Source organism: Actinomadura flavalba DSM 45200 (assembly GCF_000374305.1).
GTDB classification, from domain to species: Bacteria; Actinomycetota; Actinomycetes; order Streptosporangiales; family Streptosporangiaceae; genus Spirillospora; species Spirillospora flavalba.
This window is the reverse complement of the sequence record NZ_KB894093.1, coordinates 1,643,646-1,656,298: the sequence shown is the minus strand read 5'-3', so window position 1 is coordinate 1,656,298 and position 12,653 is coordinate 1,643,646. Positions and strand designations below refer to the sequence as shown.

Sequence of the window (12,653 nt, the reverse complement as noted above, 5' to 3'; positions counted from 1 at the left end):
TCTTCCACCGCACCCGCGATGACCTGCGCGGACACGCACGGTGATGCCGTGGATCACGAGCGTGCCGAGCCCTCGGGCGCCGGGTCGGCGTCGGCGGGGCCGCCGCGCCGCATCTCCCGGACGATCGGGATGATCGAGAGGATCAGGACGACCGCGACGCCCGGCAGGATGTAGGTCTCGATGTCGGGGACCTTGGCGCCGAGGAAGTGCCCGGCCAGGAACAGCGTGTCCGTCCACAGGACGGCGCCGACGACGTTCCAGACGGCGAACCGCCGGGCGTCCATGCCGAGCATCCCGGCGAGCGGGTTGAGGAACGTCCGGACGATGGGGATGAAGCGGGCGAGCACGACGGCCTTGGCCGGGCCGAACCGCAGGAAGTAGTGCTCGGCCTTCTCCACCCATTCCCGCCGGAAGATCCGCGAGTCGGGCCGGTCGAAGACACGCCGCCCGTACCGGGCGCCGATCCAGTGCCCGAGCTGGGCGCCGAGGATCGCGGCGAGCGGCCCGCCGATGAGCAGCCACGGCAGCGACAGCGGCTGGAACTCCTGCCCGTTGACCTGCGACACGGCCGTCAGGATGCCCGCCGTGAACAGCAGCGAGTCGCCCGGGAGGACGCAGCCGAACAGCAGCCCCGTCTCGGCGAAGATGATGGCGAGCACGCCGATGGTCGCGAAGGTGCCGAACAGGGTCAGCCAGGCGGCGGGCTGGAGCCATTCGGTGAGATCCAGCGGCATGAGGGCGACGTCCACGACGCCGAGGGTACCCGCCTCGGCCGGTGTGACCTGCGCCTTGACCATTCTCGGACACACCGGCGGGACACCCGGACTGGCCCGGGCGCGGAAAGACGGGATACTGGCCGCAGGACGGCATGCCCCGCCCGCGCCGCTCCCGCCCGGGACCGCTGACCTGGAGCGCGGCGGAGCGGGCACCCGCACCCCGCCCGGCCGGACGCCCGGCGGCACCACCGCAGAGGAAAGGACACCACATGCCCATCGCGACCCCCGAGGTCTACGCGGAGATGCTCGACCGTGCCAAGCGGGACGGGTTCGCCTACCCCGCCATCAACGTGACGTCCAGCCAGACGCTGAACGCGGCGCTGCGCGGCTTCGCCGAGGCCGAGAGCGACGGGATCGTCCAGGTGTCGACGGGCGGCGCGGACTACCTGTCGGGCTCCACCGTGAAGGACATGGTCGTCGGGTCGACGGCGCTCGCGGAGTACGCGCGCGTCGTGGCCGCGGAGTACCCGGTGAACATCGCGCTGCACACCGACCACTGTCCGAAGGACAAGCTGGACGGGTTCATGCGCCCGCTCATCAAGATCTCGCAGGAGCGGGTGGCGCGCGGTGAGGACCCGCTGTTCCAGTCGCACATGTGGGACGGCTCGGCGGTCCCGCTGGAGGAGAACCTCCAGATCGCCGCCGAGCTGCTCGACGAGTGCGCCAAGGCGAAGATCGTCATGGAGATGGAGATCGGCGTCGTCGGCGGCGAGGAGGACGGCGTCGCGCACGAGATCAACGAGAAGCTGTACACGACGCCGGGTGACGCGCTCGCGACGGCCGAGGCGGTGGGCGTCGGCGAGAAGGGCCGCTACATCCTGGCCGCGACGTTCGGCAACGTGCACGGCGTGTACAAGCCGGGCGCGGTGAAGCTGCGTCCGGAGGTCTTGAAGGAGATCCAGGACGCGGTCGGCGCCAAGTACGGCAAGGACCGCCCGTTCGACCTGGTCTTCCACGGCGGTTCGGGCTCGACGGTGGAGGAGATCCGCGAGGCGTTGTCCTACGGCGTCATCAAGATGAACATCGACACCGACACCCAGTACGCGTTCACCCGCCCGATCGCCGAGCACATGTTCCGCAACTACGACGGCGTCCTCAAGATCGACGGCGAGGTCGGCAACAAGAAGCAGTACGACCCCCGCTCCTACGGCAAGGCCGCCGAGGCGAACATGGCCGCCCGCATCGTCGAGGCCGCCGAGACCCTCCTGTCGGCGGGCAAGAAGCTCAAGTAGTCCCGAAGCGCGGGCGGTGGCCTCTCCGGCGGCCGCCGCCCGCGAGTTGTTTCACGCAACCGGGTGGGTAGGGTCGTGGGCATGGCGCTTCCCCGGACGTACGGATCGCAGAACTGCTCGGTCGCGCGTGCGCTGGAGGTCGTCGGAGACCGGTGGACGCTGCTCGTGGTGCGGGCGGTGTTCGAGGGGCGGCGGCGGTTCGACGACTTCCAGGACGATCTCGGCGTCGCCCGGAACGTACTGACCGACCGGCTGGCGCGGCTGTGCGACGAGGGGCTGCTGCGGCGCGTCCGGTACCAGGAGCGGCCGGAGCGGTTCGAGTACCGGCCGACGCGCAAGTGCGTCGAGCTGTGGCCCGCGATGATGGCGCTGATGCTCTGGGGCGATCGGTACTACGCGCCGGACGGTCCGCCGCTGGTGGTCCGGCACGCGGGCTGCGCCGGTTCGGTCACCACCGACCTGACGTGCTCCGCGTGCGGCGCCCGGCTGACGCCCGCCGACGTCGTCCCGGAGGAGGGCCCGGGAGCCCGCGCGGGGTGAACTCCGTCCCCCAGTGAGTAGCTTCACGCAACCGAAGACGCTTCTATGGGTTGCATGAAACAACTCACCGACCCGGTGGCCCTCCCGGAGATCCGCGTCCGCCCCTACGGCATCACCGACGCCGGCCGCCTCCGCGCCATGCCCGCCTCCCGCGCGAGCCTCTACACCCGCTTCCTCACCGGCACCCCGCGCGTCCCCGACGCCTACGTGCGCTCGCTCGCGGCCCTCGACCACTGGGACCACGACGCCCTAGCCGCCCTGCACGGCGACGCGCTCGTCGGCGTCGCCGAGTACGTCCGCGACCCCCGCCGCCGCGACCACGCCGAACTGGCCGTCCTCATCGCCGACCCCTGGCAGCGCCACGGCCTCGGCCGCCTCCTCGTCGACCACCTGACCGTCCTGGCCCGCCGCCGCGGCATCACCGACTTCGACGCCGACGTCGCCTTCGGGAACCACCCCGCCCTGACCGCCCTGCACCACGGCTGGCCCGGCGCGCGGGCCGGTACGGGCGACGGCACCGTCCGCTTCCACCTCCCGTTCCCGGTCCCGTGACGGACGCGATGGCGCCGCCGCGTCGCGGGACGCCTACGATGACCCGCATGACGCAGAACCTGCTCGGCGGCCCACCCCCCGCCGAACTCCCCGACCTCCCCGAGGCCCGCGAAGCGCTGGAGTCGGGCGTCGATCCCGTCGAAATCGCCGCCAAGCACCCCGAGTACCCGGGCGCGTGGGCGGTCCTGGCCGACAACGCCTTCGCCGCCGGCGCGGTCATCGAGTCCTACGCCTACGCCCGCACCGGCTACCACCGCGGCCTGGACGCGCTGCGCCGCGTGGGCTGGAAGGGCCACGGCCCGGTCCCGTGGGAGCACGTGCCCAATCGCGGGTTCCTGCGCGCCCTGAACGCGCTCGGCCGCGCCGCCGCCGCGATCGGTGAGGACGCCGAGGCCGAGCGGTGCCGGACGTTCCTGCGGGACAGCAGCGCCACGGCGGCCGACGAACTGGCCTGACGAGCGCTTTCGTGCCGTCCGTAACCGCCCGGCGGGTTCCTTCCACCGCCGGGGGACGGGTACGATTCGCACGTAAGAGGCCCCTTCGCACGTGTGCGTGCAGTCCGGTGAGAATCCGGGCGCCGCGCCGCTACGGGGCCTTCGTCGTGTGGGAAGGATCTCGGCATGCCGGCCATCGTTCTTGTCGGAGCTCAATGGGGAGATGAGGGCAAGGGCAAGGCCACCGACCTGCTGGGCGGCGACGTCGACTACGTCGTCCGCTACCAGGGTGGCAACAACGCCGGCCACACCGTGGTCATCGGCGACAAGAGCTACGCGCTGCACCTGCTGCCGTCGGGCATCCTGTCCGACGACGTCGTCCCGGTGATCGGCAACGGCGTCGTGATCGACCCGGCCGTCCTGCTCCAGGAGATCGACGGGCTGAAGGAGCGCGGCATCTCGGCCGACCGCCTGCTCATCTCCGCGAACGCGCACCTGATCATGCCGCAGCACCGCACGCTCGACAAGGTCACCGAGCGGTACCTGGGCAAGGCGCGGATCGGCACGACGGGCCGGGGCATCGGCCCCGCCTACGCCGACAAGATCAACCGCATGGGCATCCGCGTGCAGGACCTGTTCGACCCGAACATCCTCACCCAGAAGCTCGACCTGTCGCTGCGCGAGAAGAACCAGGTCCTGACGAAGGTGTACAACCGGCGCCGGATCGACACCGGCCCGATCGTCCAGGAGTACCTGGCCTACGGCGAGCGGCTGCGCCCGTACGTCTCCGACACCACGCTGGTGCTCAACGACGCGCTGGACGAGGGCAAGGTCGTCCTGCTGGAGGGTGCGCAGGGCACGCTGCTCGACATCGACCACGGCACCTACCCGTTCGTGACGTCGTCGAGCCCGACGGCGGGCGGCGCGTGCGCGGGCTCCGGCGTCGGCCCCACCAAGATCACCAAGGTGATCGGCATTCTCAAGGCGTACACGACCCGCGTCGGTTCCGGGCCGTTCCCCACCGAGCTGCTGGACGAGTGGGGCGAGTTCCTGCGCAAGACCGGCGGCGAGTACGGCGTCACGACGGGCCGCGACCGCCGCTGCGGCTGGTTCGACGCCGTGATCGCCCGCTACGCCACCCGCGTCAACGGCGTCACCGACTACTTCCTCACCAAGCTGGACGTGCTGTCCGGCCTGGACCGCGTCCCGGTCTGCGTCGCCTACGAGATCGACGGCCGCCGCGTGGACGAGCTGCCCACCACGCAGACCGACTTCCACCACGCCAAGCCGGTCCTGGAGTACCTGGACGGCTGGAAGGAGGACATCACGGGCGCCAGGACGTTCGACGACCTGCCGAAGAACGCCCAGGCGTACGTGCGTGCCCTGGAGGAGATGTCCGGCGCCCAGATCTCCGCGATCGGCGTCGGCCCGGGCCGCGACCAGACGCTGTCGCTGCGCTCCCTCATCTGACCTGCCCCGAGACCGGCGGGCGGCCCCGGGCCGTCCGCCGGTTTCGCGTTTCCCGGCCCGGTCACGCGCCCGCGCGCGTGCGGTGCCGATCGCCCCGGCGTCAAACGATCATGCAGCCGGGCAACCATGGTCGATCTTGAGTCAGTCGCGAGTTACTTTTGTGCCGAACACCAGTTCGACGCGTGCCCGGCCCGGTCCGCTCCCGTCCGCGCCGCATCTCCTGACTATCGCGAAGGTGCCTCCCATGCGCAGAACCGCCCTGCTCGGCCTGTCCGCCCTGTCCGCTCTCGCGTTGTCCGCCCCGCTCGCCGGGACGGCGCACGCCGCCGCGCCCGTGTGGAAGGTCGTCAACGGCAACGCCAACAACACTTTCACCGCCAGCGGCCCGCTCGTGATCAAGAACGCGAGCGGCAGCCTGTCGCTGACGTGCTCGCCCGCCACCCTGGCCGGGACGGTCACGACCCGCACCGGCACGTCCGCGAACATCGGTTCGCTCAACCGCCCGGCGCTGTCGGACTGCACCGACGCCTCGGGCGCCGCCTGGCAGGTCGGCTCGGGCACGAGCACGCTGAGCTCGGCGATCAACGCGACCGGCTACGACGCCGCCGCGGGCCGCACCACCCTCAAGATCGAAGGCCCGTGGATCCTCGTCACGAAGAAGAGCGCGAACGGCTGCACCTTCCAGCTTCCCGTGACGAACGGCACCTTCACCAACTCCACCTCGACCCTCGCCACCACCACCGGCACCGTCAACGCCCTCGGGACCGCCTGCTCGCCGCACGTCCAGACCGGCGACACCGTCACCTTCCAGGGCTCCTTCAAGACGGCGGCGCCGATCAGCATCATCCGCCAGTGACCGCCTGATCCACCCTCCGAATCCGCCCGCCGCGCCCACCTCCCGGGCGCGGCGGGCGACCCGGGAAAGTTATCCACAGGGGTGCGGAAGGCGGCTTCGGGGTCGTGGTGGACGGGCTAGGGTTTGGGTTGCCCGAGTGGTCGAGGGGGTCGCTGGGGCGGTGTCGCGAGGGAGGGGCAGAGATGGCGGATTCGTACGTTCACCTGCATGTTCACACCGAGTACTCGATGCTCGACGGGGCCGCCAAGATCTCGCCACTGGTCGAACGGGCCGCCGAACTGGGGATGCCCGCCGTCGCCATGAGCGATCACGGCAACATGTTCGGCTCCTACGAGTTCTACAAGGCCGCCCGCAAGGCCGAGATCAAGCCGATCATCGGCATCGAGGCGTACGTGGCGCCCGAGTCGCGGTTCGTCAAGAAGCCGGTCCTGTGGGGCGATCCGAGCCAGAAGAAGACCAACGAGGCCACCGGTGAGGGCGGCGACGTCTCCGCGTCCGGCTCGTACCTACACAAGACGATGTGGGCCAAGAACGCGCAGGGCCTGCGCAACCTGTTCAAGATCTCCTCGCTGGCCTCGCTGGAGGGGCACTACCGCAAGTGGCCCCGGATGGACGCCGAGCTGTTCGAGCAGCACGGCGAGGGCATCATCGCCACCACCGGCTGCCCGTCCGGCGCCGTGCAGACGCGGCTGCGGCTCGGCCAGTTCGACGAGGCCATCAAGGCCGCCGGTCAGTTCCAGGACGTCTTCGGCAAGGAGAACTACTTCCTCGAACTGATGGACCACGGCCTCCCGCTGGAGCGCCGCGTCCGCGAAGACCTCGTCGAGATCGGCCGCCGGCTCGGCATCCCGCCGCTGGTCACCAACGACTCCCACTACGTCACCGAGTCCCAGGCCGAGGCGCACGACGCCCTGCTGTGCGTCGGCACGCAGAGCCTCATGTCCGACCCGGACCGCTTCCGGTTCGGCGGCTCGGGCTACTACCTCAAGACGGCCGACGAGATGCGCGCCGTCGACGGGTCCGACCCGTGGCAGGAGGGGTGCCGCAACACCCTCCTGGTCGCCGAGATGGTCGAGGACTACGGCGACGTCTTCTCCCACCGCGACCTCGCCGCCAAGTTCCCCGTCCCCGAGGGCGAGACGGAGATGTCGTGGCTCCGCAAGGAGGCCGACCGCGGCGCCCGCAAGCGCTACGGCGACGACGTCCCCGCCGAGGTGGCCGAGCGCATCGCCTACGAGCTGGGCGTCATCGAGTCGATGGGCTTCCCGGGCTACTTCCTCGTCGTCGCCGACATCTGCAACTACGCGCGCGAGAGCGGCATCTGGCTCGGCCCCGGCCGTGGTTCGGCGACGGGCTCGATGGTCTCCTACGTCACCGGCATCACCGAACTCGACCCGATCGAGCACGGCCTGCTGTTCGAGCGGTTCCTGAACCCCGAGCGCGTCTCCATGCCCGACGTCGACCTGGACTTCGACGAACGTCGGCGCGGCGACATGATCCGGTACGTCACCGACCGGTACGGCGAGGACAACGTCTCGCTGATCATCACCTACATGACGATCAAGTCGAAGGCGGCCGTGAAGGACGCCTGCCGCATCCTCGGCTTCCCGTTCGCCCTCGGCGACCGCATCACCAAGGCGTTCCCGCCCGCCGTCATGGGCAAGGAGATCCCGCTCACCGGCATCTTCGACGAGAAGCACCCGCGCTGGGCCGAGGCCACCGAACTGCGCCAGCTCTACAACGACGACGCCGAGATCAAGCGCGTCATCGACACCGGCCTCGGCATCGAGGGCCTGACGCGCGGCACCGGCGTGCACGCGGCGGGCGTCATCCTGTCGTCCGAACCGCTGATCGAGGTCATGCCGATCCACCAGCGGCCCGACGACGGCGCCCGCATCACCGGCTTCGACGGCCCGTCCTGCGAAGAGCTCGGCGCCCTCAAGATGGACTTCCTCGGGCTCCGCAACCTGACGATCCTGGGCGATGCCGTCGCGAACGTGAAGTCCAACCGCGGCACCGACCTCGACATGGCCAACGTCCGCATGGACGACGCCCGGACGTACTCGCTGCTGCGCGCCGGGTGGACGCTCGGCATCTTCCAGCTCGACTCCACGATGATGCGCGACCTCACCAAGCTGATGTCGCCGACGGAGTTCGAGGACGTCTCGGCCGTCCTGGCGCTGGGCCGCCCGGGTCCGATGGGCGCCAACGCGCACGTCAACTACGCGCTGCGCAAGGCCGGGCAGCAGCCCATCGAACCGATCCACCCCGAGCTGAAGGACGCGCTCGAACCCATCCTCGGCAACACCTACCACCTGGTCGTCTACCAGGAGCAGGTCATGGCCATCGCGCAGCAGCTCGCGGGCTACACGCTCGGCGGCGCCGACATCCTGCGCCGCGCGATGGGCAAGAAGAAGAAGGCCGAGATGGACAAGCAGTGGGCCATCTTCTCCGAGGGCATGGGCAAGAACGGCTACTCCAAGGAGGCCACCCAGGCCGTCTGGGACGTCCTGGTCCCGTTCTCGGCGTACGGGTTCAACAAGTCGCACACCGCCGGGTACGGGCTCGTCTCCTACTGGACGGCCTACCTGAAGGCGAACTACCCCGCCGAGTACATGGCGGCGCTGCTCACCTCCGTGGGCGACAACAAGGACAAGATGGCGGTGTACCTGGGCGAGTGCCGCCGCATGAAGGTGAAGGTGCTCCCGCCGGACGTCAACGAGTCGGTGGCGCGGTTCGCGGCCGTCGGCGACGACATCCGGTTCGGCCTGAACGCGATCCGCAACGTCGGTGACAACGTCGTGGACGGCATCATGAAGGGCCGCGCCGACGGCCCCTACGCCGACTTCAACGACTTCCTGTCCAAGGTACCGATGCCGGTCTGCAACAAGCGGGCCATCGAGTCGCTGATCAAGGCGGGCGCGTTCGACAGCCTCGGCCACGAGCGCAAGGCGCTGCTCATGGTGCACGAGCAGGCCATCGACGCGGTCATCAGCGAGAAGAAGAACGCCGCCATGGGCCAGGACTCGCTGTTCGGTGGCCTGGAGGAGGCGTCCGACGGCGGCGGCTCGTTCACCGTCACGATCCCCGAGGGCGACGAGTGGGACAAGGCCACCCTGCTCCAGTTCGAGCGGGAGATGCTCGGCCTGTACGTCAGCTCGCACCCGCTGGACGGCGCCGAGCGCATCCTGGAGCGCAACCGCGAGCTGACCACGGCCGAGGCCGGCGCGGGCGGGCGCGAGGGCATGGTGCGGCTGTCGGGCATCATCGCCGGTCTCGACCGCAAGGTCACCAAGCAGGGCAACACGTGGGCGATCATCAAGCTGGAAGACCTCGACGGCAGCATCGAGGTGCTGTTCTTCCCGAAGGTCTACCAGCTCTACTCGCCGTCGCTGGCGTCCGACGTGGTGATCTCGGTGATGGGCCGCATCAACGAGCGCGACGGCAACGTGTCCATCCACGCGCAGGAGATGGAGGTCCTGGACGTCTCGGCCGCGACCGGCAAGGAGCCGCCGGTCGTCATCAGCGTCGCGATCGACCGCATCACCGAGCCGACCACGGCGGAGCTGAAGCGCATCCTCCAGGCCCATCCCGGTGAGGCGCCCGTCCACCTCCAGGTCCGCCGCCACGGCCGCAAGGGGCTGCTGGTCAACCTGGAGTACTTCCAGGTCCAACCCAACCCCGGCCTCTTCGGCGACTTGAAGAGCCTCTTCGGAGCGGGCTCGGTGACGCAGTAGCGACCGATCCGGAACTGAGCCGGTCACACAGCGACGGCCGGTTCCAGGGAGCCGATCACGCCGTGACAACCGGTTCCGGGGAGCCAGCCACGCCCTGACGACCGGTTCGGGCGGAGCCGGTGACGCCGTGACGGTCGGTTCGAGGCTGAGCCGGTCACGCAGTGACGGTTCGGGGCGGGGCCGGTCACGCAGTGGCGGGCGGTTCCGGGCGGGGCCGGTCACGCCGTGGTTGTCCGGGCGGGGCCGGTCATGCCGTGGTTGTCGGGGCGGGGCGGGGCCAGGCGCGCGGTGGTGGGCGGGGCTTGTGGCGGGGCAGTGATGGGAGTCACGTGGCCGTGTTCATGCTGTTCTCGTTCGTCCGCCACCCCCGATTTGGGCGTGGGCGGTAGCGTGCGGCCGTGACTTTGTGCGGGGGCGCCGTCGAGGTGCACGGCCATCGGGGTGCGCGGGGGTTGCGGCCGGAGAACACGCTGGCCGGGTTCGCGCACGCGCTGGAGCTGGGCGTCGACGCCCTGGAGCTGGACGTCGGCATGACCGCCGACGGCGTCGTCGTCCTCAACCACGACCAGGTGCTGTCCTCGGTCACGGTCGCGGACACCGCGCCCGCCGTCCCGGGCGATCCGATGTGGCCGTACGTGGGCCGCGCCATCGGTGACCTGACGCTGGCGCAGGTCCGCACGCTGGACGCGGGCGTCCGCCGTCCCGCGTCCGGCGACGATCCGTTCGTGCTGACGCAGCGTCCCGTCCCCGGCACGGGCCTGCCGACGCTCGCGGAGGCGTGCGCGCTGATCGGCCCGGCGGCGCCGGTGAAGCTCGCGGTCGAGCTGAAGACGGACCCGTCGTGGCCCGCGTCGCGGGTGGAGCGCTTCACGGTCGCGGTGGCGGCCGTCCTGGACGAGTGCGGCCTGACGGCCCGCAGCCGCCTGCTGGCGTTCGACTGGCGGGTGCTCGCCGCCGCGTCCCGGCACGCCCCGGATCTCGGCCGCGTCGCGCTGATCGAACGCAAGACGCTGCACCCGGGCACGCCCTGGCTGGCGGGCCTGCCCGCGACGGACCCGGTCAACGCGGCCCTCTCCATCGGCGCGACGGCCCTGTCCCCCGAGCACCACCTGGCGACCCGCGCCCTCATCGCCGACGCCCACGCGGTCGCGCTCCCGGTGGCCGTCTGGACGGTCAACGAGCCCGCCGCCATGACCCACCTCATCACCCTCGGCGCCGACGCCATCGTCACCGACTACCCCGACCGCCTCCACGCCCTCCTCCCCACCCTGAACCTCCCCACCCCGAAGCCAGCCCGCATCCCCGTCCCCGGCTGACCACCCACCCAACGGCCCCGACCCGCACCCCACACCGCCCGCCCAAGCCCCACACACAACGGCACCCCCCGCGTCCCCAGCCGACCACCGCCCCCACCCACCCAATGCGACCCGCCCCGCCCACACCCCGCCCGGCGCGCGCCCGCACCGCGCCCCACCCGAGCGCCCGCCGGGCGGGTGCGTGCGGGCGGTCGGGTTGGTCGGTGCGGGGGGCTTGGGTGGCTCGAAATTGCGTTGACCGGGGGGTGGGCGGCGGGTAGGTCTGGGGGTGACCGCCCGCACTTCGGACCTTGGGACGCATGTGAACATCGAGCAGTACACCATCACCGACTCGGCGTCCGGGCCCTACGGGCTCGCGTCGGGGCCGGACGGGGGTCTCTGGCTCACGCTCGTCCACAGTTCGCAGATCGCCAGGTTCTCTCCGGGCAGTCCGCTGGAGAAGTACGGCCTTCCCGAGGGTCGTCGCCCGACGATCATCGTTCCCGGGCCCGACGGTGCGCTCTGGTTCACCGAGAACGGTGCCGATCGGGTCGGTCGCATCACCACCGGCGGCGAGGTCACCGAGTTCGTCCTGCCTACGCCCGGTTCGGGGCCCTTCGGCATCGCGCCGGGCCCCGACGGCGCGCTGTGGTTCACCGAGACCAGCGCCGACCGCATCGGCAGGATCACCCCGGACGGCGACATCACCGAGTTCGGCCTGCCGGGCAGCGGCACGTTCCCGTCCGCGATCACCGCCGGAGCCGACGACGCCCTCTGGTTCACCCTCAACCAGGCCAACGCCATCGGCCGCATCACTCTCGACGGTGCCGTCACCCTGCACCCGCTGCCGACCGAGTCCGCCGCCCCGGTCGGCATCGCGCGCGGCCATGACGACGACCTCTGGTTCGTCGAGATCGGCGCCGGGCAACTCGGGCACATCACCCTGGACGGCACGATCACCGAACATCCGCTCCCCGACCGCGCGGCCCGCCCGCACGCGGTCGCCGTCGACGCCCACGGCGTCCCGTGGTTCACCGAGTGGGGCGCCAACCGCGTCGGCGCGCTCACCCCGGACGGCATCGCCGTCCACGACCTCCCCACCCCCGGCTCCGAACCCCACGGCATCACGGTCGCCCCGGACGGCTCCCTATGGGCGGCCCTGGAGATCGGCGCCCTCGCCCGCCTCACCCCGGCGTGACCGCCGCACCGCCCGCGCGATCCCCCACGCGACCAGCCCGCACAGCACACCGGTGATCAACCCGGTGAAGAAGCCGCTGAACGCCGCGAACACCCGGAGAACGACGGTCTGCACGGAAGGGTCGAGGTCGGCGAGGTTGCCGCCGAGCCGGGGTTCCTCGTCGAAGGCCGCGCCCCACAGCACCTGGTGCGTAACGGCGAGCAGCACCCCGGAGATCCCGCCGACGGCCACCAGCGCCGGGAACGGGTTCGCCGCCCGCAGCACGGCCACCGCGATCCACACCGCGAACGGCACGAACACCAGCGCCGCGTTGACGGCCGTCCCCTCCCGCACGACCCCGAGGTCGTGCAGGACGACGCGCGGCACCGTCAGCGAAGCCAGCCCGACCAGCACGAACACCCGACGCCTATCCATGCCGCCCACGCTAGGAACGCCGAGCCCCCGGCGGCATCCGTCGCCGGGCACCCGGCCCGTACGCCGCGCGACGACGCCGCGGGGTCGCCGCGGCGCGGCTGCCGCACCCGGAAGCCGCTGAGTACGGTGGCGGAACGCGCACGCAGAAT

At 71.0% G+C, this 12,653-nt stretch carries 11 protein-coding genes; 9 read left to right on the top strand and 2 right to left on the bottom strand.

Going from position 1 to position 12,653, the window contains the following annotated elements; translation table 11 throughout:
- Positions 1–53 precede the first annotated feature (53 nt).
- Complete coding sequence (locus C229_RS0107590; protein WP_018654474.1) at positions 54–797, bottom strand: DedA family protein; 744 nt, start codon at positions 795–797, stop codon at positions 54–56.
- Positions 798–985: 188 nt separating this feature from the next.
- Here C229_RS0107590 and fbaA point away from each other — a divergent pair, with 188 nt between their 5' ends.
- The 9 genes from fbaA (at position 986) to C229_RS0107545 (ending at position 12,090) form a co-directional block, all read left to right on the top strand.
- Positions 986–2,008 (top strand): class II fructose-bisphosphate aldolase, encoded by a 1,023-nt coding sequence (gene fbaA, locus C229_RS0107585; RefSeq protein WP_018654473.1) that lies wholly within the window; start codon positions 986–988, stop codon positions 2,006–2,008.
- Between the two features lie 81 nt (positions 2,009–2,089).
- Positions 2,090–2,548 carry a winged helix-turn-helix transcriptional regulator gene (locus tag C229_RS0107580; RefSeq protein ID WP_018654472.1) on the top strand — a complete coding sequence of 153 codons (459 nt, stop codon included), beginning with the start codon at positions 2,090–2,092 and terminating at the stop codon, positions 2,546–2,548.
- 54 nt (positions 2,549–2,602) lie between these two features.
- Positions 2,603–3,100 carry a GNAT family N-acetyltransferase gene (locus C229_RS0107575; protein ID WP_018654471.1) on the top strand — a complete coding sequence of 166 codons (498 nt, stop codon included), beginning with the start codon at positions 2,603–2,605 and terminating at the stop codon, positions 3,098–3,100.
- Positions 3,101–3,138: 38 nt separating this feature from the next.
- Positions 3,139–3,555: a DUF3151 domain-containing protein gene (locus tag C229_RS0107570; RefSeq protein ID WP_018654470.1), complete on the top strand. Its 417-nt coding sequence runs from the start codon at positions 3,139–3,141 to the stop codon at positions 3,553–3,555.
- Between the two features lie 165 nt (positions 3,556–3,720).
- Positions 3,721–5,004, top strand: a complete 1,284-nt coding sequence (locus C229_RS0107565; protein ID WP_018654469.1) for an adenylosuccinate synthase — start codon at positions 3,721–3,723, stop codon at positions 5,002–5,004.
- A gap of 244 nt (positions 5,005–5,248) precedes the next feature.
- The gene (locus C229_RS0107560) at positions 5,249–5,860 is read left to right on the top strand and encodes a hypothetical protein (RefSeq protein ID WP_018654468.1); all 612 of its coding nucleotides are present in this window, start codon (positions 5,249–5,251) and stop codon (positions 5,858–5,860) included.
- Between the two features lie 182 nt (positions 5,861–6,042).
- Positions 6,043–9,597 carry a DNA polymerase III subunit alpha gene (dnaE, locus tag C229_RS0107555; protein ID WP_026313544.1) on the top strand — a complete coding sequence of 1,185 codons (3,555 nt, stop codon included), beginning with the start codon at positions 6,043–6,045 and terminating at the stop codon, positions 9,595–9,597.
- A 398-nt stretch (positions 9,598–9,995) separates the two neighbouring features.
- The gene (locus C229_RS0107550) at positions 9,996–10,913 is read left to right on the top strand and encodes a glycerophosphodiester phosphodiesterase family protein (RefSeq protein ID WP_033423944.1); all 918 of its coding nucleotides are present in this window, start codon (positions 9,996–9,998) and stop codon (positions 10,911–10,913) included.
- A 301-nt stretch (positions 10,914–11,214) separates the two neighbouring features.
- The gene (locus C229_RS0107545; RefSeq protein ID WP_018654465.1) at positions 11,215–12,090 is read left to right on the top strand and encodes a Vgb family protein; all 876 of its coding nucleotides are present in this window, start codon (positions 11,215–11,217) and stop codon (positions 12,088–12,090) included.
- On the opposite strand, the gene C229_RS0107540 is transcribed toward C229_RS0107545, so the two are convergent.
- Entirely contained in the window at positions 12,040–12,504 is a 465-nt protein-coding gene (locus C229_RS0107540) for a hypothetical protein (protein WP_026313542.1), read from the bottom strand. The genes C229_RS0107545 and C229_RS0107540 overlap by 51 nt on opposite strands.
- Positions 12,505–12,653 lie beyond the last annotated feature (149 nt).